Raw genomic sequence first — 22643 nt, forward strand, 5'->3', positions numbered from 1 at the left:
ATAAGGAGATGGGTTGTGACGCTTTATCGACTCGGGGGCGCGTCCCCCGATATCGCCGCCGACGCCATGGTGATGGACGAGGCGACCCTGATCGGTGACGTGCAGCTGGGAGCAGACGTGAGTGTCTGGCCAGGTGCCGTCCTGCGTGGCGACAATGCCCCCATCCTGGTAGGCGCCGGCAGCAACCTGCAGGATGGCTGCGTGGTCCACACAGACCCCGGTGAGCCGGTGACCATTGGCCAGCGTGTCACCATTGGTCACCTGGCCATGTTGCACGGCTGCCGAATTGGCGACGAGGTGCTGGTCGGCATGAATGCTACCATCCTCAACGCAGCGGTGATCGGGGAGCAGAGTATCGTTGGCGCCGGAGCCCTGATTACCTCCGGCAAACGTTTTCCCCCACGATCGCTCATCCTCGGCAGTCCCGCCAAACGCGTGCGTGAGCTGACCGAGGAAGAGGTCGAGTCGGTGAAGACCAATGCTCAGGTCTATATCGACAAGATCGCCACCTATGCTTCTCTGGAGCGTATTGAGCCGGCGTGAGCGCCGGCAATACAGTCACCCGACAAGATATGCCTCGATGAAAAAGAAATCCGTCACCTCCCGCGATGTTGCCCGCCTGGCCGGTGTCTCGCAGTCTGCCGTCAGTCGCACCTTCTCTCCCGAGGCGAAGGTATCGGAAAAGACTCGCCGGAAGGTCATGGAAGCCGCTCGAGAGCTCGGCTATCGCCCCAATACCATCGCGCGCTCCCTGATCACTCGCTCCAGCAGGACCATCGCCGTCGTGGTGTATAGCCTGGAGAATCCGTTCTACAGCTTCATGCTCGAAGAGGCATCACGGTTCTTTCGGCAGCAGGGCTATCACCTGCTGCTGTTTTCTGCCCCCGCCAGCGATGGCTTCGATGCCGTGCTGGAAGACATTCTGCGCAGTCAGGTGGAAGGCATTCTCATGCTCGCCATCACCATGACGGAGGAGCAAGCCGCCGTGGTGTCCGACTACGAAATCCCCGTGGTCATCATCAACCGTACCGTGGACTATGCCGGCATCAGTCAGGTGGCCTGCGACAACTATCAAGGGGGCTACTGGGCGGGCCGACACCTCGCTTCACAAGGCCACCGTCGCGTGGCGTACCTGGCGGGTCTTCCCGCCACGTCTACCAGCTGCCAACGGCAGGCGGGACTGGAAGAGGGTCTGGCAGCGGCAGGCCAGACACTGCATGCCTGCGACGTGGGCAACTATCAGTACGCAGACGCCTGTCAGGCGACTCGCCGCCTGTTTACCCACCCCACTCCGCCCGACGCCCTGTTCGCCGCCAACGACCTGATGGCCATCGCTGCCATGGAGGTGCTGCAGAGCGAGTTTCAGCTGCGCATCCCACAGGACGTATCGATCATCGGCTTCGATGATGTGCCCATGGCCGCCTGGCCCAGTCACTCCCTGACCACTCTGCAGCAACCGGTACAGACCATGATCATGCGCGCCACCGAACTCCTGATGGCCCAGATCGATCACCCGGACACCCCTCCGCAGCAGCTGACCCTGCCGGTGACGCCGATGCTCCGCAGCAGCGTCCGGCGCGCATGACGCGCCAGGTCGCCAGTGCACTCCGCCGTGTCTAGCCCAGCGGCAGCCGGTTGGTGGACTTGATTTCTCGCAGGGACAGACTGGAGCGAATGTTGGTGACGCCCGGCAAGCGCCGCAACACGCGCTCGATGAAGTCACTGTAGTCCTCCAGGTCTCGAGCGACGACCATCAGCAGGAAGTCATCATCTCCGGTCGTATTGTGGCATGACAGAATATTCGGGCTGTCGATCACCACCTTCTCGAACGCCGCCACCGTGGTGGCGTCATGGGCCATGCAATTGAGTTGAACGAACGCCATCACCCCTAGCCCGAGACGCTTGCGATCAAGCGTTGCCTGATAGCCTGAGATAACGCCGTCCTGCTCAAGACGCTTCAACCGTCGCCAGCATGGTGTCTCGCTCAATGACAGCGCCTCGGCAAGACGCGCATTGGTGATTCGACCGTCCTGCTGCAACAGATCAAGCAGCTGTAGATTTTTCCTGTCCAGCCCACTCACGCAATGTTCTCCCAACAAACCTTGTAGAAATAAAAGATACTTTCCACATTGCGGGCTCTCAAGAAAATATAGCAAAGCAATTCCTGGCCAACGCTCTAGCATGGAACGACACATTCAGCCTTTGCGAGAGTCGATCATGCGTGCCGTTGTCATTGAAAAGTTCCAGCAGTTACCCAGTGTTCGGGTGGTGAAGGATCCTGCACCAGAGCCCCACGGCGTGGTCGTCAAGGTCGAAGCGGCTGGGCTATGTCGCAGTGACTGGCATGGCTGGATGGGCCACGATGCGGATATCACCCTCCCCCATGTCCCCGGCCACGAGATGGCGGGTGTCGTGGTTGCCGCCGGCAAGGACGTCACGCAATGGAAAGAGGGCGACCGTGTCACAGTGCCCTTCGTCAGCGGCTGCGGACGCTGCCACGAGTGTCGTGCAGGCCATCAGCAAGTCTGCCACTCGCAGTTTCAACCGGGCTTCACTCACTGGGGGGCCTTTGCCGAATACACCAGCCTGCATCACGCCGACCTCAACCTCGTTGCGCTGCCAGAGGACATGTCATTTTCCACCGCCGCCAGTCTCGGCTGCCGTTTTGCCACAGCCTTCCGTGCAGTAGTGGATCAGGGGCGCGTGTCTGCCGGTGCGTGGGTCAGCGTGCATGGCTGTGGTGGCGTCGGCCTGTCTGCAATCATGATCGCCTCTGCGCTTGGCGCCCGGGTCATCGCCATCGACATCACGGACGGCGCACTGGTGATGGCCAAGAAACTGGGCGCCGTTGCCACGATCAATGCCTCGCAAAGATCGGATGTGGTGGAAGCGATTCAAGACATCAGTGCCGGCGGCGCTCACCTTTCCTTTGATGCCCTGGGCACTCAGGTCACCTGCAGCAACTCGATCATGGGACTACGTACCCGAGGCCGACACGTACAGATTGGGCTGCTGGCTGGGGAGCACCGGGCACCGGCGATCCCCATGCACAAGGTGATCGCCGAGGAGCTCGAACTTGTCGGCAGCCACGGCATGCAGGCTCACCGCTATGACGCCATGCTGGGGATGATCCAGCAGGGGCAGCTGAATCCATCGCTGCTGGTGGGTGATCGCATTACGCTGGATGACACTCCCGCCCGGCTCACCAGCATGGATCAGTTCAAGGGGGTGGGCGCTACGGTGATTGATCGTTTCTGACACGCCACAACTGTTGACCACCAAGCAACAATTGCATGCCTGTTGACCGCTGCATCCGTGACGCTGATTCCCCTACCTTGGCACTGCTCAGCGACGTTAAGCGTCCATGGATCATCGTCAACAACAAGGACCCAGCATGTTCACCGCGCAACAGGTCAACGAGAGTATGGCGCTGCGACAGGATCTGCATCGCCATCCCGAGCTCAAGTTCGAGGAGCACCGCACCGCCGCGATCGTAGCATCGCGACTCAAGGAGCTCGGCTACAAGGTCACCGAAAACATCGCCGGGACGGGCGTCCTGGCGGAACTGGATACCGGACGCATCGGGCCAGTGATCGCCTTTCGGGCCGACATGGATGCACTGCCCATCCAGGAGGCCAACACCTTTGACCACGGTTCACGCCATCCGGGCCTCATGCATGCCTGCGGCCATGACGGCCACACCGCCGCCCTGCTGCTGGCGGCCGAAGCCATCATCCAGCGTCGAGACGCTCTGTGCGGCCACCTCAAGCTGATCTTTCAGCCGGCCGAGGAAGGTGGCAATGGTGCCGCGCGCATGATCGAGGAAGGAGTCCTCGACAATCCCCGCGTGTCCGCCATCTTCGGCTATCACAATCGCCCCGGCTTCCCCGCTGGCCAAGTCTTCGTCAAGCCAGGACCGGCGATGGGGGGCAATGACACCTTCCGCGTGACCATCAAGGGACGTTTCGGGCATGCCGCCATGCCGCACCTCGCGGTGGACCCGATCTACGTCGGCGCCAGTGTTGTCCAGCAGCTGCAGGGCCTGGTGGGACGTCACAAGTCTCCGCTCGAGGCCGGGGTCATCACCGTCGCGGCCTTTCATGCTGGAGAGGCCGCCAATGTGATTCCCGGCGAAGCCGAACTGGTCGTCAATATCCGCAGCGATCGCGCCTCATCCCGCGAGGCCTTGGCCGGACAGCTCGAACGGGTGGTCGACGGAGTCTGCAGCGCCCACGGCGCCAGCTTCGAGATGTTCCACGAGCACCAGATTCCACCGTTGGTCAATGACCCGGAATGGGCTGAGAAGGTTCTTACGGCGGCCAAGGAAGCGCAGGTCAGTGACGACATCCAGCAACTGGACTACATGCCTACCATGGGGGCAGAGGACTTTGCGTTCTATCTCCAGCAGGTCCCTGGCTGCTTCTTCTTTGTCGGTAACGGTGACAGTGCCTACCTGCATAACGAGCACTACGACTTCAACGACCAGATCCTGCCGGTCGCAGGCGGCACCTTCGTGGCATTGGCGCAACACCTGATGCAAGCGAACTGACAGAGACCCCTAACGGTGCCGGCGGTAGCAGAACAGACACCATCGACAACGTTCTGTTGCTGTGTCCGCGAGTGAACGTTTCAGACAACCTCATAACAAGGTCAAGAGCCATGCAAGCCGTCCTCAGCTCCATTGAGCGTGTAGGCAACAAACTGCCTCATCCCTTCATTCTGTTCACCATCCTGGCTGCCGTGGTGGTGGTGGTCTCTGCCATTCTCGCCACCTTGGGCGTGTCAGCGGTCAACCCGCAGACGGATGCCGTGGTCCACGTGCGAAGCCTGATCTCTGCAGATGGACTGGAGTTCATGCTGACCAGCGTCGTCAGCAACTTTGTCAACTTCCCGCCCCTGGGCCTGATCCTGGTGGTGATGTTCGGTATCGGTCTCGCCGACAAGGTGGGCTTGATGTCGACCCTGATGCAGGTCAGCGTGGCCAAGGCACCGCCGTCGCTGCTCACCTTCTGCGTGTTTCTGGCGGGCATCTGCGGCAGCATCGCCTCGGATGCCAACTACCTGATCCTGATTCCCCTGGCCGCCATGGTCTACTACTCCGTCGGTCGGCATCCGATTGCCGGTGCGGCCGCCGCCTATGCAGCGGCTGGGGCGGGCTTCGACGCCAGCCTCTTCATCACGGTCGGGGATGCGCTGTTCGCCGGTATTACCACCGATGCGGCGAGACTGGTGGATCCAGAGGCGTACATCTCTCCAGTGGACAACTACTACTTCGTGGCCTGCTCCGTGTTCGTGCTTGCCACGGTAGGCACCTTGGTGATCGACAAGGTGATCGAACCGCGACTGCAGCGAACCCTGCCACTTGGCAAGGACTTCACCGCTGAGGTGGAGACTCACGAACTGAGCGCCGACGAGAAGCGCGGTCTCAAGCGTGTGGGACTGACGACGCTGGTCTATCTGGCCTTGGTACTGCTGGCCGTGCTGCCAGAGGCATCGCCTCTGCGCAACGATGAGGGCGGACTGATCCCGTCACCGTTCTTGAAGTCGCTGGTACCCCTGATGTTCGGCTACTTCGTCGCCATCGGTCTGGTCTACGGCATCGCGGTGGGCAAGATCAAGACCAGCCGTGACGTCCCGCAGCGCATGGCCGAGGCGGCCAGCGAGCTGGCCCCCACGCTGGTGCTTTTCTTCGCCATCTCGCAGTTCATTGCCTACTTCAAGTGGTCAGAGCTGGGGCAGTTCATTGCCATTGAAGGCTCCAACATCCTGCAGAGCACCGGCTTCACCGGCCTGCCTCTGGTTGGCGCCTTCATCCTGATGAGTGCCGTGCTCAACGTCTTCATGACCAGCGGCTCGGCCCAGTGGGCACTGATGGCACCGGTGTTCGTGCCGATGCTGATGATGATCGACTTTGACCCGGCCTTCGTGCTGGCGATGTTCCGGATTGGCGACTCAAGCACCAACATCATCTCGCCGATGAGTCCCTACTTTTCGGTCGCCCTGGTCTACATGCAGCGCTACAAACCGGATATGGGCCTGGGAACCCTGATTGCCACGATGTTGCCCATGGCGATCACCTTCCTGCTGACCTGGAGCGCCTTCCTGATGTTCTGGCTGACCATGGGCTGGCCGATCGGACCCGGGGTCTACATGATGGCAAGCTGATCACTGCATCGCCAACATCACCTTCCACAGATAGCTGGCAGCCGGCGACAGCCGCCTGCCGGCTCTGCGCACCAGATTCCCCTGACTCGCCCTGGCCATGGGGTGGTCAATGGGAATGGCGACCAGCTCTCCCGCTCGCACTTCTCGGCCTGCTGCCGCAGCGGTCATGAATGCGACACCAATCCCGGCACAGGCCAGGCGTCGAGATATCGAATGCAGATTGCAGCGGTATGAGGGCGTGGCCAGCAATCCTGACGCACGAAAAATCGCATCGACAAAACGCTGGGACCCGGACTCGTCCGGCAGGAAGATCAACTTGTGCTGAAGCAGCTGTGTGACGCTGACAGCATCGTACTGCGCCAGCGCATGCTGTGGAGCCACCAGGGCGCACAACGCCCCTCGCTCGAAAGAGTGCACCACAAGTCTGGGGTCGGATACCGGCCCATAGGTGACCGCAATGTCGACTTCATCATTGGCGACCATTTCATGTGGTTCGCGGGGGTAGTAGATGCCCGTGCGAATATCGATCAACACATCGGGGAACTGCGCCGCCACCCGCTTCATGACATGGCAAATGAAGCTATCGACGAAGCCATCTCCCACCGACACCACCACCTTGCCACGCTGAAGGTTGCGCAACCGGGACAGCGTATCACCGAGTTCCGAATGCAGCCGACGCTGGGCCAGGTAGCTCTCTTCCACAAGCTTGCCGGCTTCTGTCGGCACCACGTGACGGCCCTGCTTTTCCAGCAGGGCCATGCCTAACTCCTGCTCGAGGCTTCGCACCTGGCGGCTGATCACAGAAGGATTGACATGCAGATGCTCAGCCGCGGCGCGAATACCCCCGCAACTGCAGACCTCGTGCAGATACAGCGCTCGCTTGTCCAGTAGATTCATAGGTGTCAGTCGGAAGGTAGGCAGGCATGCGGGCTACCGCATGCCTGGTGGCTTAGGCTTTGTCCGAAAAGTCGACGAGCGAAGGTTAGATAAGGCAAAAATCGGTGAGAAAGCGCAGTTTACGAGGTGTAAATGAGCACTTTGAGCCGATTGTTAACGCCGTATCACCAAGCGCAGGCACTTTTCGTACAAGCCCTAGTTCATCAAGAGTTCATCAAGGCATGGATATCGTCGAGCAGCGCCTGGGACACCCAGGCACCGCGTTGGGCGCTGCGTGCACGCTCCTGATAGCGGCGCTGGGCGGGCAACCGAGCCCCCTGTCCCAACATCTGCTCGAACAGTTGCTCTGCCCTGCCCATGTCAGCGGCTCCCGCTCCTGTTCGGGCCGGATCAATGGCGATGATCAACTCCCCGTGGAAGGGCAACCCACCACGCCCATCGTCGTGATCCGTTGACTCAAGGCTCATCAAGTCACCAATCATCGGCCCGGCGATCAGCTCGACCATCAGTGCCAGCGCCGACCCCTTGTGGCCACCGAAGGGCAGCATCGCACCATGATCCAGCACTTCCGCCGGATCGGTACATGGCTGGCCATGTCGGTCTACGCCCCAGCCTTCCGGAATCGCATCGCCGGAGCGACGGTGAAGCTCAATGTCACCCCGGGCAATGGCACTGGTGGCAAAGTCGAAGATCAGCGGTGGCTGCCCCTGCCGCGGCCAGCCAAACGCCAGCGGGTTGGTGCCGAACAGGGGACGCTTGCCTCCATGGGGAGCCATGTACGCCTGGGTCGGGTTGCAGGCAATGGCCACCAGCCCTGCCTCGGTCAGTTGCTCGAGCTCTACCCACAGGGCGGTGGCATGGACGCAACGCTGAATGGCCATTACCGCGATGCCACCCTGCCTGGCCTTGTCGATCAGAGGCGGCAGACCCAGGTTGAAGGCTGCCGGCGAAAATCCACCGTCAGCATCCACCCTGACTACCGCCGGGGCCAGGTCCTCGACACGCGGCTGTGCATCCGCGACAGCCGCGCCTGCACGTACCGTCGCGGCGATGCCGAGCAAGCGGTAAAGCCCATGGGACTGGCAAGCGTCCCATTGCGCCGCGACCAGGGTGGCCCCCAAGGCCTCGGCCTGGGCGGCGCTGAAGCCATGCTGGGCCAACACGCTGCGACATAGCGACATCATGGCCTCCCGCGTCAGGTAGGTCCCCTCTGAACTGGCGGCGTTAGTGTCCTGCATCAGCGACTCTCCTTGGAACATGATCGGCCTACTTCCATGACGGCCCACTCAGCTGATCAGGCAACCACAGCGCCAAGGAAGGGAAGGCCAGAACCAGCGCCAACACGATCAACTGTACAACGATAAAAGGAATGACCCCGGTGTACATATGCTTGAGCGTAACCTCGGGGGGCGTGATCGCCCTGAGATAAAAGATGGAAGGAGCCAGAGGCGGCGTCAGGTAACTTGTCTGCATGACCACCAGGAAGGCAACACAGAACCATATCTCATCGAACCCCAGTGCCCGCACGATCGGCATGGCCACCGGTATCACGATCAGTACCACTGAGATCATGTCCAGCACGAACCCTGCCAGGAAGGCGATCAGCAGAATCATGCCGAGGATCATCCAGGGGCTCAGCCCGGTATCCATCAGCAGCGACTGCACCGTGGCCATGCCACCGGCGGCGAAGAACACACCGGCGAACATATTGCCCCCCAGCACGATCAGTAGAATCATCGCCGAAATATTCAAGGTCCGCTTGGCCGAGTTCCACAGCACGTCCAGGGTCAGGTTGCGATAGGCCAGCGCCAGCACCACCGAACCCAGCGCGCCACAGGCTGCCGCTTCGGTGGGGGTCGCGATACCCAGCAGGATCGTGCCAAGCACAGTCACGATCAGTGCCATCGTCGGCAGCAGCGCGCCAAAGGTGACCTTGAGCTTCTCCCCCAGGGTCGCGCTCTCACCCTCTGTTGCCGACATGCGAGGCGCCATTTCTGGCTTGAGGTACGCCACCAGCACGATGTACAGCAGGAACAGCAACGCCATCAGGAATCCGGGAAACATCAGCCCACTGAACAGTGATCCCACCGACACGCTGGCCACAGGCCCCAGTACCACCACAGTGATGGAGGGAGGGATCGCGGTGCCCAGGGAGCCACTGGCGCAGATGGTGCCCGACATCAGCGATTTGCTGTACTGATGCTTGAGCATCACCGGGATGGCCAGCAGGCCGATCACCGCCTCGGTCGCGCCCACTACCCCACTCGCTGCTGCAAACAGCGTACCCATGATGACCGCGCCCACGCCGAGTCCGCCAGGCAGGCGCCGGGTCCAGAAATGAATGGCGGTGAACAGCCGCTCCGCGATGCCTGAACGCTCGAGCATCGCACCCATGAAGATAAACAGCGGGACCGCTGCGAGAATCGAGTTGGACGCCGTGTCCTCGATCTTGGTCAACAGCTGGTAGGCAGCAGCATCCCCAAACTGCATTACCCCGAACAGCGTCGCTACCACAATCATCGAGAAGGCAATCGGGAAGCCGGAAATGATGAAGCCAATCAGCGCCGGAAACATCACCAGGGCAAGATAATCACTCATTGGGCGCCCTCACTCTCGGTTGCCTGACCTTTCCATGCAGCAATCGCCTTGAACACTTCGGCCACGACCTGCAGCGCCAGCAGCAGAAAGCCGAGCCACCAGGTCAGGAACACCGGCCAGATCACCGGGTTCCAGGCCGACCTGCCTGAGCGTTCATTGGATAAAAGCGCTTCGTGAGCGTATTGGCCAAGCTCCCACACCAGCCAGGCCAGAACCGGCAAGAACCCGGCATAGCCGATCAGTTGCACCAGGGCATTGGTGCGCCTCGACCAACGCAGCGTCATCAGATCAACGCTGACGTGCTGCCCCTGTCGCAGCGTATCAGCCATGCCCAGCATGAAGATGGCCCCCATGACCATGTAGCTGACCTCGAAGGCCCACAGGGTAGGTTGTCCCAACACATAGCGGCTGAAGACCTCGTAGACCAGCGCGGCTATCAGCGGAAAGGTCAGCAGAGCACCCAGCCCTCCTGCCCAGCGCGTCAGCCGCTCGATCGCGTGAATAAGCGTCATCTTGAATTGCCCGAAAGTAGGAAGTCAGAACAGGAAACGGCCCGGAGGAAGGGACCATCCCCTCCTCCGGGCCGCCAGCAACGATGTCAGTCCCGAGCCATGGCACCGATCGGCAGACGGTACTGCTGCCAGTTGGTCATGCTGGCCTTGAACTCACGCTGAGATTCAAGCACTCGAGCAAACCATTCGTTGCTCTCGGCGTACTCATCTTCCCACTTGCGGGTCTCCGCGTAGATGGCGTCGATAAAGTCTTGATCCAGCTGCACGATCTCGTTCGGACCGTCCACCAGTTCCTGATAGGCCTCCAGGTCGGCGTAGGAGCTCGCGAGCCAGGAGTCAAACACACTGAGCTTGCCGGCAAGACGCAGCAGCTCCTGCTGTTCGGCGCTCAGCGCGTCCCACGCCTCCTGGTTTACCTGACATTCCAGGAAGCCACCAGACTGGTGAACGCCCGGCAGCACCACGTACTGAGCCACATCCTGGAAGCCCGTTGGCTTGTTCATTTCCGGACTGCCCCACTCGGCAGCATCAATCACGCCGCGATCCAGGGCGTTGTAGATCTCACTGCCGGCCATGACCACCGTCGAGGCACCCAGGCGTGAGGCGATCTCAGCCCAGGCCCCTGACGTGCGCAGGCGCAGGCCCTGGAAATCCTCCAGCGTTTCGACCTTCTTGTTGGAGTGAAGGAAGATCTCGGTGCCAAGAATGGAGCACGGGAAGGCCACCACATCGAAGACATCACGGCGGAACTCTTCATAGAGTTCCACGCCGCCGCCCTCGTACATCCACATCATGAATTCTTCCGGCGTGAGGCCGCTGGAATGACCTGCCAGCAGCGCCGCCGTCGGATCTGTGCCGTAGTCATAGTTGACGTAATTATGGCTGACCTCGGCGACCCCGGCCTTGACGGTATTGGTCACCCGCAGCGCGCCACCCAGGGTGCCACCAGGAAACACCTCGATGGAAACATCACCCGCCGTCAGCTGATTGACATAGTCGGCGAAGGTCTGGGCGTCCCGCTCCAACCACGGCCCGCCACCCCATGGGGTGGCCATTTTCCACTCCATCGGTTCGGCAGTCGCAGACAGGGAGACACTCGCGAGGGCGGCGGCAACAGTCACGCTGCCAGCCAGTCGGTTCAACTTATACATTGTTATCCTCGTTGGATTTCTTATAGGCGTACAGGAGCGCAAGGCAATGCCCAGCCGGCGTTGTTATCGATCGGCAGACACTGCGTGTTAAGCATCACTATCGTGATTGAGCATTGCATATACGCAATTTTCAGTCAAAATAAATGAAAAAGACCAACAATCAACGCTCCTCCCCCATCATCAAGGACGGCAGGAGCCGCCGGAGACCTGCATGAGCGAGACCTCCACGCCACCCCGGCCCCATGAGAAAGCGCGCAAGGCCGGATCCATCGGTGACAACCTGAAAGCCCTGCGCGGCGAACGCCAGCTGACCATCGCTCAGATGGCCCAGGTATCCGGCACATCCGCCGCCAGCATCTCGCGGATCGAGAACGGCAGGCTTTCGCCCACCTATGAAGTCATCGTCAAGCTGGCCAATGCACTAAATGTGGATGTCGGCGAACTCTTCTACTACCGCGAGCGCCGTGCGCTCAGTGGCTGGCGTACGCTGACTCGCTCAGGCCAGGGAGACATTGTCGAGACTCCCAACTATCGTTTTGAATTGCTTTGCAGCGACATGGTGTCGAAGGACTTTCTGGTGTTCTCGACCACGGTGTTGAACACCAGCATTGATGAGTTTGGTGAGCTTCAACGCCACGCCGGGCATGAACAGATCGTGGTCCAGGAAGGCGAGGTCGAGGTGTGGACCGAACACTACGCCCCGACACGCCTCAAGCCAGGAGACAGCATGTCCTTTGATAGCCAGATGGGACACGCCGTCATCTCGACAAGCCCCGCCCCCGCCCGCATCCTGTGGATCTGCAGCACCTGACCCAAGGCATCGTCCGTTCGGCGCATCGCGGGGCAAGCGTTTTTCTCCCGTTGCGATAACGGCCTGGCAGACATGTACCCGCTGACAATGTCCGCCAGAGAGATCGCCAGAGAGACGGCCGCTGTGGTAAAGCCGTTGACCTCGTCAGCCACCGTCAGACTGGCGCGATGCCCTCAAGCGCATGGGGCTGACGCTCACTGGCTTGCGCTACCAACGCACCAGCCATGGCCAGCAGCTTCTCATCCGCCCAGCGGTCCGTGATCAACTGCACCCCGATCGGCATGCCCTGGCTACCCTGTCCGATGGGCAGGTTCAGGCAAGGGACGCCCAATAGCGTCCAGGCGCGGCAGTAAAGGGGGTCCCCTGTCGCGTCGATGCCCAACGGCGCTTCGCCTGTAGCACTGGCTGCCAAAATGCCGTCGACCTGAGTCGTCAACACCCGCGACAATGACTGGCGAGCCGCAGCCGCGCGGCGCATGGCATCACGGTAGCGCGACCAGCCGATAGCTCGGCCTTCCTCGATCAATTCGACCAGCTTGGGCCCCATCTGGTCCGCAAAGGCGGCATACTCACTTGCCAGCGTCCTGGCTGACTCGTAAGCCATCACCACCTTCTGCTCCTCCACCAAGCATTCGATATCGCTGCCCAGCGCCAGAGGAACGATCTCTGCCCCTGCGTGCCTCGCCATGGCTTCTGCCTCAGCGAGTACCCGCTGAACATCCGTGCTCATGGTCGTGGCCGAGGGCAAACTGAACACCCCGAGGCGCAGCCCCTTCAGGCTGCTCGCCGGGCGGATGCTGTCCGCTCCCGTCAAACTCGAGAACACGGTGCTGACATCCTCGACGCTACGCGCGAACCAGCCGATGGTGTCCAAAGATGGCGCGAAGCCGCGGACACCGGCGGTGCTGAGCGTGTTGAAGGTGGGCTTGAAGCCGTAGACACCGCAATAACTCGCAGGTCGAATCATGCTGCCAGCTGTCTGTGTACCAAACGCGACGGGCACCATACCGGCGGCCACCGCCGCTGCCGAGCCACTGGAAGACCCTCCTGGCGTGCGCGAGGTGTCATGGGGATTGCGTGTCTTGCCCGGGGTGAAATACGCAAATTCGGTAGACACTGTCTTGCCCATGATCAGCGCACCCTGCTGCTTGAGCAGCGACACCAGAGACGCGTCAACCAGCGATTCAGACGAACAAAGATACCCCCCCGTGCCCCATGCCGTAGGGTGGTCCCTCGTATCAATGATGTCCTTGATGCCTACCGGGACACCGAACAAAGGCCGGTCAGACAGCGTAGGGTCGAGTGGGGGAGGTTCTGTGGCCAGCGCCTCCCAGGCCCTTACCTCGGGCTCGACACGCTCAATCTGCGCTACGCACTGATGCCACCAGTCCAGTCCGCTCGCCGCAGCTCCCCGGTGGTTCTGGTGAAACGCGGTAATGCTCTTCGGTGCAGTCGGCATCCGATATTCCTTAGTGTAAGTCACTCGTTGAGGCATGGTCAGAGCACCAGGGTGATCCCCACCACCACCATGACCAGGGCAAATAGCGTTCGCAGTCGCTCAGGCGACAGGTAATGCGCCAGCTTGGCGCCGCACCTGGCGGCCGGCACGCTGAACATGGCAACGCCTGCAAAGGCAGGCAAATAGAGATAGCCGAGACTTCCTTCGGGTAGGCCAGCATGGCCAAGACCCGTCATCATGAAGGTCAAGGCGCCGACGAGGGCAATGGGCAGCCCGCAGGCGGCCGAGGTACCAATCGCATGGGTCAGCCCTGCGCCATTGCGGGCAAGCCAAGGCACACTCAGGACACCGCCACCCACGCCAAACAGTGCGGAGAAGGTACCGATGGTGGTGCCGGCAGCAAACATTGCCGGCCTCCCCGAGACATGGGCTTTCTCGCTTACCCTCTTGGAAAGCAGCATGTGCGCTGCAAGCAGGAGCATGAATACACCGAAAAAGCGCTCCAGCTGACGACCATCCAAGTGATCGGCGACCAAACCGCCAAGTACCGCACCGCACATCAGCCCAGGTAGCATCAGCACCAGCAGGTCCCGCGACACAGCTCCTTTTTTCCAGTGTCCAAACGCTGAAGAGGCACCAGTCACCACGATGATGGCCAGCGATGTGCCAATCGCGAGATGCATGATGAGAGCCTCATCAACGCCCTTGAACGCCAGTGCCGAGGCAAGTGCAGGCACGATGATGACGCCTCCACCGATGCCAAAGAGTCCCGCGGCAAGCCCAGCAACCCCACCCACTGCACAGAAGAACAACAAGGCCGCCAGCATGATGTCACCCTCCTCTGTCTCAGCGCGGGTCGCAGCGCGGGCTTTTGCGATCCGCGCTGCGACACGCTGGTCCTAGTTCACGACCTTGGCGGCGAAGGAGTCATCCACGATATCTTCGTAGTACATCTCGCCTTCGATGTTGCCAACGAACTGCTGCATCTCGATGGCGTTGGTAAAGGCGTCTTCGGTAATCGTCACGCTTTCCGGATAGACGTTGTTGTCGATCATGCGCTGCACCGCCGCGTCGACCACCTCGCCGGACAGGTCACCGAACTCCTCGCGCGCCACGGCCTTGGCCACGTCAGCGTCGGTATGAATCAAGGCCAGCGAATCATTGATCGCATTGACGAAGCGCAAGACAAGATCTGGATTATCATCAATCATTTCCTGGGAGGTATTGATGGTCGAGAACGCATACTCGGGATAGTCATCAGTGAAGGCATGGATAATCTCCAGTCCCTGGGAAATACCCTGCTCGACCTGGGGCTGGTACGCCACGGCGATGTCGCCGCGTCCGGACAGCACCGGCCCAAGCTCAGAGCCATTCTGTACTTCTGTTATCTGGACCTCGCCGTCCACCCCGGCATCTTCGATCAGACGCTTGATGAGCGTATTCGACGTACCTGGCGCCAACCCGACCACGACCTCCTTGCCGGCCAAGTCTGCGGGCGAGCTATAGTCGAGGTCGGGACTTGCCAGTACCCACACCGGTGCACTGTTGGCTACCGCACTGATGGCTTTGCCGCTCCCTCCCTGTTCCTGGGCAAAGCCAACATGCTCTGGACCGTGAACAGAAAACTGAGACTCCCCCGCCAGTACCGATGCCAATGCCGCTGGCCCCGATCCGGCTGAGCGCACGACAGGCACGTCAATGTTGTACTCATTGAAAAGTCCTTCGTGCTTGGCCACATATACCGGCAAGTAGAGTAGGGAGTGGAAGGCTTCGTTGATGAGGATTGTGTCCATCTCCTGAGCGTGTGCCTGGAAAGAGGACATACCAGCAACAAGACCGAGACCCACCATCATTTTCTTGGAGCAGAAGAAAGCATTCATACTGATTTCATTCCTTGTCGTTATTTTTTCAACAGTATCACTGCAGCATCAACGACCTGCGTCGTTATCACACCTCACCTCGCGTGGTCCCAGGGAAGCAACCGCTTTTCCACTTTGGACACCACCACATAAAGAGCAATGGCGACCATCATGAGCACGATAACGCCTACCCAGACCACGTTGAGATTAAAGAGATTTCCCGCTACAAAAATCATTCGACCCAATCCACGGTCCGATGAGATAAACTCACCACCAATCTCGGCGATTAGGGCAAAACCAATATTCAAGCGGAAGGCAGAGATGATCCACGGCAACGTTGCCGGAGCCACGACTTTCGTGAACACTTCCCGCCGGGAACCTCCTAGCGATCTCATCAGATTAATCATATTTCCATCAATCTGATGGGTTCCCTGATAAGCGGACAGCAGAGCCACGACAAAGGTGGCTACGAATGCCAGCATGATCTTTGAAAACATGCCGGAGCCAAACCAGATGATGATCATCGGGGCCAAGGCGATTTTAGGCAGCCCATTCAGCGCAACCATAAACGGGTCAATGATTCGGGCAGTGGTACGCGAGAACCAGAGCAACAAGCCACAGATCGAGCCAAGCACGCTACCCAGCAAGAACCCCGCAATCGTGGCAGACACGGTCGCCAGGGTATCGTCCAGTAGCTGACCTGACTGAAGCAGACGAAGCGCTTCTTCGGCAATCCCGGATGGCGACCCCATCAAGAAGGGATTGATCCAGCCAACGCTGACTCCCACTTGCCACAGCGCAACGAGCAGAGCTATCCCTGCACCACGCCATAGATTGTCCGTCAGCAGCACCGATCTCTTCGATGCTTCACTGATGTCTTTGTTGCTACCTGCCTGAATCCTATGGGTAAAGGTCTGAGCATCGCTCATGCGGCACCTCCCGCGACCTGGATGTCCAAATCCTCCCAGATCTGATCGAAAAGGGTCTGGTATCGAACATCACTGCGAGCCTTGAGGCACGAGCCAAGCTCACGGGACAACCCAACGTCATACACCTTTTTTACGGATGTTGGGCGCTTGGTCATCACTGCGACGCGGTCCGACATGGCGATAGCTTCGCCAATATCATGGGTAATCAGGACCACGGTTTTCTTGTGTTCCTTTAGAATCGATACGATCTCTTCCTCCAGAACAAGCCGCGTCTGGTAGTCGAGTGCCGAAAAGGGTTCATCCAGAAGAATGAGGTCAGGCTCGGTAATGAGCGTGCGGATCAACGCCACCCTCTGACGCATCCCCCCAGAAAGCGTACCCGGATATTGATCAGCAAAGTCCGCCAGACCATAACGAGACAAGTGATCCTTGGCCATTTCATAGCGACGCGACTTTGACACTCCGCGAACTTCCAATCCAAGACATACGTTATCGATGATAGTTCGCCATGGAAACAGAAGATCACGTTGCAGCATGTAGCCGATTCGTGCGCCACAATGAGGGTCTCGCCCACTGAGTTCAATGACACCATCCGTGGGCTCAAGCAGGCTGGATATAATATTGAACATCGTGCTTTTCCCACACCCACTCGGGCCCACGATGCTGACAAACTCCTCCTTTTTTATATCCAGAGTAATATCTCGGATCACTTCGACAGCGCCACCGTCAGAGCTGTGAAATGTCTTCCTCACACCTTGAAGGGAAATCACACTTTCTCGACTTGGCGGGGTCGACTCAAGGTCTTCCGTAGAAAAAGCACGCACAGCTGGGGCGTTCATCTACTACCTCCTGAGCAAGGGCAGAGTCTTGAATTATGTATTTCTTATTAGGCATTTACGGTGCCACCCGGAAATTTTCCTTTTTCAATCAAAGCAATAATTAGCATCAGGGCACAGCAAATGTCAGACAAAGCAGGTGAAATGTTCACCTGTGGTGCACTGCAGCGCTGGCATTGCACCAGATCTGCCAATACCGGTGGCGACACCTCGCGCTCCTCTTCGTTGCGCTGCGTCGCTGCTCCTAGAAGGCGTTTCGCCTCGCTCCTGCACGCCCTAAGTCAAACTAAAGTCTAGGGCTTGTCATTCTCATAAATTGATAACAGTGTTTCTTCAGTAATCCTTTTGCCATATACCATTTATCAAAATACGAGGTACGCCATGACTCCTTCCGACCGCATGCTGGCACTGCTTTGCTGCCTCGCCAATCAAGGCGGTGCCATGACGGTGAAGGCGCTAGCCGCTCAAACTCAGCAACCCACGTCCACCGCTTATCGTCACCTGCGTCAGTTGCTGGCCTGGGGAATGGTCAGTGAGCGGGAAGGTGGGACCTATGCCCCAGGCCCGCAGGCTGTGCGGCTGCAGCAAGGCTTTGAGCGCAGCAACGACTTGCTCAAGTGGGCGCGTCCCGTGCTGATGGAGCTGACCGACCTGACTGAGGAAGGGTCGGCCCTGCTGGTGCCCGTGCGCGATCACGCGCTGTGCGTCGACATGATCGACAGCTCACAGCCATTGCGCTGCTGCTACCACCGCGGCCAGGTTCAGCCCCTGCTGAAAGGCGCCAGTGCCCGTGCACTGCTTGCGTTCATGAGTGACGAGGAAAGAGCCATGGCGCTGGCGTTACGAACGCCAAAGGAACAGAGCGACGCGCTCACAGGACTCGAGCAGATACGTGCCCAGGGGGTCGCCACCAGCCTAGGTGAGATCGACGGAGGCATCTGGGGTGCCAGCGCCCCAGTCTTCTCCGCTCGCGGCAAGCTCAAGGCTGTCGTCAGTCTGATGGCACCAGAGGCTCGAGTTCGCCATAAGACCGCCTGGTTGGCAGACCAGGCCCGCAATAGTGCGCTTCGACTAGGAGAACTACTGGAGTGACGAGTAGCAGCAAGTGTTCACAGGCCCCATGGTCATGGCATGGGCGAATCGACAGCGAAGAGATTGGCCAGTCACTACGCTGGCATCAAGTCGTGCGTCCCGTCGCCGAGGCCTCAGCACCTGGCCGAGTACTGGTGGGCTTCTGCTCGGATGCGGGAGTTGCCCGCAACAAGGGTCGCACTGGAGCAAGTGAGGGCCCCCTGGCCATCCGGCGTCAGCTGTCCAACCTGGCCTTTCATCTCCACACTCCGGTGTACGATGCGGGCGACATCAGCTGCCACGGTGATGAACTGGAACATGCCCAGCGGGCCTTCGCTGATCAAGTGACGGAGTTGCTGGACCAAGGGCATCGGGTCATTGGCCTCGGCGGAGGACACGAAATCGCCTTTGCCAGCTTTTCCGGACTCCTGCAGCATGCCCAACAGCGTCAATCCCCCCCGTGGATCGGCATCGTCAACCTGGACGCACACCTCGACTTGCGCCAGTCCAGCGTCGCCAGCTCCGGTACGCCGTTTCGACAGTGCGCAGAGCTATGTGCCGAGCAGGGCGTCGAGTTCCGCTATACCTGCCTGGGGGTGAGCCGTTCGAGCAACACTCAGGCGCTGTTTGATCGTGCCGAGGCGCTGGGCGTCGATTGGGTCCTGGATGAGGACTGCCGTTCTATCAGTAGCCCTAGCGTCATGGACGCACTGGATCGACTGCTGTCCCAGGTAGACATGGTCTATCTGACCATTTGTCTGGACGCTCTTCCCGCCTGGGTCGCTCCTGGCGTCAGCGCGCCATCCGCCAGAGGTATCGAACTGTCCTTCATCGAGGACGTCATCGATCACCTGTCGTCCCGCACTGAGCTGCCGGTCGTGGATGTCGCCGAAATGAACCCGAGCCTGGATAACGACTCCCGCACCGCTCGAGTCGCCGCGCGGTTGATCGAGCGACTGGCCCGCTGATCTCAGCGCCGATCCTGCAAGGCGCAACGACGCCATACCGAAACGACAAACGACAAGACAACACCCTGCCATGGTGGACGTCCTGCCAGCCGCCCCGGCAGACGCTGACAAGGGAACGCCACCGGCCTTCACTCCGCTGCCTCGAAGCAGCACAAAAACCGCTGGAGCACACTCATGCACATTACTCTCGATGCTGTGGCCACCACAGCATTGGCCTTGCTGTTACTTGCCACAGGCGCTGGGCTGAAGCGTCGTCTGAACTGGCTAGAGCATTTTTGCGTTCCCACGCCGGTCATCGGTGGCTTTGGCTTCGCCCTTCTCGCGTGGCTGCTGCGTGACATGGGGATCGTCACCTTCGAGCTCGATACCGCCATGCAGAGCCCACTGATGATTGCCTTTTTCACCACCGTAGGACTGGGCGGCAGCCTTGCGCTACTGAAAAAGGGGGGCAAGGCGCTAGGTGTCTATCTGGTGGCTTGCTGGCTACTGGCGCTGATGCAAAATGGGGTGGGTATTGGCATGGCCAGCCTGCTCGGCCTGGACCCTCTGATCGGGCTTATGGCCGGCGCCACTTCGCTTGAGGGCGGGTTCGGTGCTGCTGCTGCCTTCGGTCCCGAAGCCGAAGCCCTGGGTGCACAGGGCGCTGCCACTGCGGCGATTGTGTCGGCGACCTTCGGGATGATCGTCGGTGGCGTGATCGGCGCCCCTATCGCCCGCTGGATCATTGACCGTCGCCAACTGCCGCTGGTCAGCGAAGACGTCCATGACCTGGAGCGTCTTGCCGAAGCTGAGCGCCCGACCCAGGGACAGCTTGACGGCCGTGTCCTGTTGAACGTGCTGGCCGTGGTCGTACCGGTCATGGTGCTGGGAGTCTGGTTCAAGGGTCTGCTGTCCAGTCAGCTCGGCATCATCTTGCCAAGCTACGTCGGCGCCATGTTCGTGGCGATCCTGCTGCGTAACCTCAACGATCGCTTTCAATGGATCAGCCTCCCGGACAATGCCCTGTCCAGCGTAGGGGACGTCGCACTGGGCATTTTCCTGACCATGGCGATGATGAACCTGAAGATCTGGCAGCTGCAGGAGATGGGCGGCCCGTTGCTGCTGATACTTCTGGTCCAGACGCTGGCCATTGTCATGCTGGCGATCTTTGTCCTGTTCCGCCTGCTTGGACGCAACTATGACGCGGCCGTGCTGACGGCGGGCTTCATCGGTCATGGCCTCGGGGCCACCCCAAACGCGGTCGCCAACATGAGCGCCGTCTGCGATCACTATCGCGTCATTTCCCATAAGGCCTTCATCATCGTTCCCTTATGCGGAGCGGTACTGATCGATATCGTGGCCATTCCGGCCATCACCTGGTGCCTGAATGCCTTTGCCTGATCAGCTACAGCAGGCGCCTGGGCTGACCATGTCGAACAGGGGCTGGCCAACGGCCCCGTAAGACCAAGGCACCCAAGGGATCAAGAGGCTCAAGGGATCAAGAGGCTCAAGGGGCTGAAGAGGTTTAAGAGAGCCGAGAGACCAGGAGAGCTAGAGATAGCAGCAGCGATGGCGGCCAAAGTCGTGTTAAATTTACCTTATATGATTTCTCAGGACTGACGCCCCATGTTCAAGCCCCTTCTGATCTGCTTCACGGCGCTGTTTGCACAACTTGCCCTGCTCCACTGGGTCGACGTGCGAACCACCCAGGCTCCGCCGGCAGCCACCCCGGTGGCGACGGTAACCACCGTCACCACCCGGGATGATGACCTCAGCGAAAAAAGTGACGAAAAAGCAACTGACACCCACGACGCTTGAAGCGCATTGATCCGGCCTGCCAGGCATCTTATCTGGATGCCTCGGCGGGCTCCTGCCAGCGGCTTGACGCTCGCCTTAGCGACCCGTTCTCATGACGCCCAAACAACCAGCCCGCTCTAACGACACGCCCTAACGACCCCCCTGCCCTGCAAGGTCTCCAGAAGACTCAGGACGATATCCTCTTTTCCCGAGACAATTAATCATACATAGTATTTAAAAGCACTTTGTCGACGAGGAGTCCTGTCATCGATCTGCCACTACTGTCCAGCACCCTAGGCGTCAGTCTGCCGGTCTTTACCATGGTATTCATCGGCGCAGCCCTCAGGCGCCTGGGTTGGATCGACCAGTCCTTCGTGAACACAGCGTCAAGCCTGGTATTTCGGGTCACCATGCCGACCCTGCTGTTCCTGAGTCTGTTGCGGGCCACCCCGGGGGATGACCTCAAGCTCGGGCTGGTAGCGTTTTATCTGGGCATCTCTGCGGTCATCTTCTTTATCATCTGGGCCTGGGCCCTGTGGCGCTGCCCCAGGGAGGACCGCGGGGTCTATGTACAAGGCGCCTTTCGCGGCAACTGCGGCATCGTCGGTCTTGCCCTGTCGGCCAACATGTACGGCAGCACCGGGCTATCACTGGGCAGCATCATGGCCGGCGGCATCATTATCGTAAACCTGGTCATGTCAGCTATCGTGCTGTCCGTCTACAGCCCCGTCGTCAGCTCGCGTCCGCTGGATATCCTCAAGGACGTCGCCACCAACCCGCTGATCATCGGTATCGCTGCTGCTCTGCCGCTGACCTACCTGCACGTCGATCTGCCAAGCTGGCTGATGACGTCAGGCGACTACCTGGCCTCTCTATCGCTGCCGCTGGCCTTGATCTGCATTGGCGGAAGCCTGAGCATCAAGGCCGCCAGGGAAAGCGGAGCCCTGGCCCTATCCGCAAGCCTGTGGAAACTTGTACTGATGCCAGCCATCGGCGTTGGCCTGGCCTTGGCAGCAGGCTATCGAGATACCGAACTTGGCATGCTGTTCCTGTTTCTGGGCAGTCCTACCGCCGCAGTTGCCTATGTGATGGCTCGCGGCGCGGGTGCCAATGAACGCCTCGCTGCCAATATCATCATGCTCAGCACCCTATTGAGCATCGTCACCATCAGCCTGGGGCTACTGCTGCTGAGTGTTTGGCGTCTGATCTAGACGCCTTAGCACATGCCAGTGGCACGCAATTGATCACTCGCGATGAATTGACGCCACACTTGCCACAAGAAGGGGCACCAGAAGAGCCGCAATCTGGCGCACGACATCCCAGGCAACCTCACTGAATGAGACACTTCTGGCGCTTCACAAGATGGCTCCTATGCCAAGGCCATGAAAAAGCCCGGTGATAGTATCACCGGGCCTTGGTTACCTCTTGAGGGATAGGGATAGTGCCAGCTAGATCCGCATCAGGACTCGCGCTTGCCATCCACCAGACGACGGAGCTTGAGCGGATTGCCGTCTTTCAGCGCGTCAGGCAGCAGGCTGTCGGGCAGGTTCTGGTAGCACACCGGACGCAGGAAGCGGTGAATGGCAGCGCTGCCTACAGAGGTGGTACGCG

Annotated in this window: 22 protein-coding genes; 11 read left to right on the plus strand and 11 right to left on the minus strand. The window is 59.9% G+C overall.

The genetic code is table 11. The features are described 5' to 3' along the window. Positions 1-15 precede the first annotated feature (15 nt). Complete coding sequence (locus JF545_RS19415; protein WP_206944806.1) at positions 16-543, plus strand: gamma carbonic anhydrase family protein; 528 nt, start codon at positions 16-18, stop codon at positions 541-543. A 37-nt stretch (positions 544-580) separates the two neighbouring features. Beyond that, entirely contained in the window at positions 581-1585 is a 1005-nt protein-coding gene (locus JF545_RS19420) for a LacI family DNA-binding transcriptional regulator (RefSeq protein WP_206944807.1), read from the plus strand. A gap of 31 nt (positions 1586-1616) precedes the next feature. Here the strand turns inward: JF545_RS19420 and JF545_RS19425 are convergent, their stop codons facing one another. Next, positions 1617-2081 (minus strand): Lrp/AsnC family transcriptional regulator, encoded by a 465-nt coding sequence (locus tag JF545_RS19425; RefSeq protein WP_206944808.1) that lies wholly within the window; start codon positions 2079-2081, stop codon positions 1617-1619. Positions 2082-2217: 136 nt separating this feature from the next. Between JF545_RS19425 and JF545_RS19430 the strand changes: the two genes are divergently transcribed. The 3 genes from JF545_RS19430 (at position 2218) to JF545_RS19440 (ending at position 6165) form a co-directional block, all read left to right on the plus strand. Then, positions 2218-3258 (plus strand): zinc-dependent alcohol dehydrogenase family protein, encoded by a 1041-nt coding sequence (locus tag JF545_RS19430; protein ID WP_206944827.1) that lies wholly within the window; start codon positions 2218-2220, stop codon positions 3256-3258. A 136-nt stretch (positions 3259-3394) separates the two neighbouring features. Then, entirely contained in the window at positions 3395-4549 is a 1155-nt protein-coding gene (locus JF545_RS19435) for a M20 metallopeptidase family protein (protein WP_206944809.1), read from the plus strand. 110 nt (positions 4550-4659) lie between these two features. Beyond that, positions 4660-6165: an AbgT family transporter gene (locus JF545_RS19440; protein ID WP_206944810.1), complete on the plus strand. Its 1506-nt coding sequence runs from the start codon at positions 4660-4662 to the stop codon at positions 6163-6165. Here JF545_RS19440 and JF545_RS19445 read toward each other — a convergent pair whose 3' ends face one another. The 5 genes from JF545_RS19445 to JF545_RS19465 all read right to left on the minus strand — a co-directional run bounded on the left by JF545_RS19445 (position 6166) and on the right by JF545_RS19465 (position 11227). Beyond that, on the minus strand, positions 6166-7062 hold the full coding sequence (locus JF545_RS19445) for a LysR family transcriptional regulator (protein WP_206944811.1): 897 nt from the start codon (positions 7060-7062) through the stop codon (positions 6166-6168). Between the two features lie 203 nt (positions 7063-7265). Beyond that, positions 7266-8300, minus strand: a complete 1035-nt coding sequence (locus JF545_RS19450) for an Ldh family oxidoreductase (RefSeq protein ID WP_277987403.1) — start codon at positions 8298-8300, stop codon at positions 7266-7268. A 28-nt stretch (positions 8301-8328) separates the two neighbouring features. Next, a complete protein-coding gene (locus JF545_RS19455) occupies positions 8329-9660 on the minus strand; it encodes a TRAP transporter large permease (RefSeq protein ID WP_206944812.1) in 1332 nt (443 codons plus the stop codon). Then, complete coding sequence (locus tag JF545_RS19460) at positions 9657-10172, minus strand: TRAP transporter small permease subunit (RefSeq protein ID WP_206944813.1); 516 nt, start codon at positions 10170-10172, stop codon at positions 9657-9659. Before JF545_RS19460 ends, JF545_RS19455 begins: the two co-directional genes overlap by 4 nt. Before the next feature lie 86 nt (positions 10173-10258). Then, positions 10259-11227, minus strand: coding sequence for a C4-dicarboxylate ABC transporter substrate-binding protein (locus JF545_RS19465; protein WP_242520972.1), 969 nt, complete (start codon positions 11225-11227; stop codon positions 10259-10261). 307 nt (positions 11228-11534) lie between these two features. On the opposite strand from JF545_RS19465, the gene JF545_RS20100 reads away from it, so the two are divergent. Further along, positions 11535-12134 (plus strand): helix-turn-helix domain-containing protein, encoded by a 600-nt coding sequence (locus tag JF545_RS20100; protein ID WP_206944815.1) that lies wholly within the window; start codon positions 11535-11537, stop codon positions 12132-12134. Positions 12135-12288: 154 nt separating this feature from the next. Here JF545_RS20100 and JF545_RS19475 read toward each other — a convergent pair whose 3' ends face one another. The 5 genes from JF545_RS19475 to JF545_RS19495 all read right to left on the minus strand — a co-directional run bounded on the left by JF545_RS19475 (position 12289) and on the right by JF545_RS19495 (position 17220). Continuing rightward, a complete protein-coding gene (locus JF545_RS19475; protein ID WP_206944816.1) occupies positions 12289-13593 on the minus strand; it encodes an amidase in 1305 nt (434 codons plus the stop codon). A gap of 38 nt (positions 13594-13631) precedes the next feature. Then, positions 13632-14420 carry a sulfite exporter TauE/SafE family protein gene (locus tag JF545_RS19480; protein WP_206944817.1) on the minus strand — a complete coding sequence of 263 codons (789 nt, stop codon included), beginning with the start codon at positions 14418-14420 and terminating at the stop codon, positions 13632-13634. A gap of 72 nt (positions 14421-14492) precedes the next feature. Further along, positions 14493-15386 (minus strand): ABC transporter substrate-binding protein, encoded by an 894-nt coding sequence (locus JF545_RS19485; RefSeq protein WP_224851999.1) that lies wholly within the window; start codon positions 15384-15386, stop codon positions 14493-14495. Positions 15387-15547: 161 nt separating this feature from the next. Then, complete coding sequence (locus tag JF545_RS19490; RefSeq protein ID WP_206944818.1) at positions 15548-16381, minus strand: ABC transporter permease; 834 nt, start codon at positions 16379-16381, stop codon at positions 15548-15550. After that, on the minus strand, positions 16378-17220 hold the full coding sequence (locus JF545_RS19495) for an ABC transporter ATP-binding protein (protein WP_206944819.1): 843 nt from the start codon (positions 17218-17220) through the stop codon (positions 16378-16380). Before JF545_RS19495 ends, JF545_RS19490 begins: the two co-directional genes overlap by 4 nt. 378 nt (positions 17221-17598) lie before the next feature. On the opposite strand from JF545_RS19495, the gene JF545_RS19500 reads away from it, so the two are divergent. The 5 genes from JF545_RS19500 (at position 17599) to JF545_RS19520 (ending at position 22243) form a co-directional block, all read left to right on the plus strand. Continuing rightward, positions 17599-18309: an IclR family transcriptional regulator gene (locus tag JF545_RS19500; RefSeq protein ID WP_206944820.1), complete on the plus strand. Its 711-nt coding sequence runs from the start codon at positions 17599-17601 to the stop codon at positions 18307-18309. Beyond that, on the plus strand, positions 18306-19256 hold the full coding sequence (gene hutG / locus JF545_RS19505; protein WP_206944821.1) for a formimidoylglutamase: 951 nt from the start codon (positions 18306-18308) through the stop codon (positions 19254-19256). Before JF545_RS19500 ends, hutG begins: the two co-directional genes overlap by 4 nt. Before the next feature lie 174 nt (positions 19257-19430). Further along, positions 19431-20636 carry a sodium/glutamate symporter gene (gene gltS / locus JF545_RS19510; protein WP_206944822.1) on the plus strand — a complete coding sequence of 402 codons (1206 nt, stop codon included), beginning with the start codon at positions 19431-19433 and terminating at the stop codon, positions 20634-20636. Positions 20637-20861: 225 nt separating this feature from the next. Further along, positions 20862-21053 carry a hypothetical protein gene (locus JF545_RS19515; protein ID WP_206944823.1) on the plus strand — a complete coding sequence of 64 codons (192 nt, stop codon included), beginning with the start codon at positions 20862-20864 and terminating at the stop codon, positions 21051-21053. Positions 21054-21277: 224 nt separating this feature from the next. Next, positions 21278-22243: an AEC family transporter gene (locus tag JF545_RS19520; protein WP_261315868.1), complete on the plus strand. Its 966-nt coding sequence runs from the start codon at positions 21278-21280 to the stop codon at positions 22241-22243. Positions 22244-22643: the final 400 nt, after the last annotated feature.

The organism is Halomonas litopenaei (assembly GCF_017303055.1).
Classification (GTDB): domain Bacteria; phylum Pseudomonadota; class Gammaproteobacteria; order Pseudomonadales; family Halomonadaceae; genus Halomonas; species Halomonas litopenaei_A.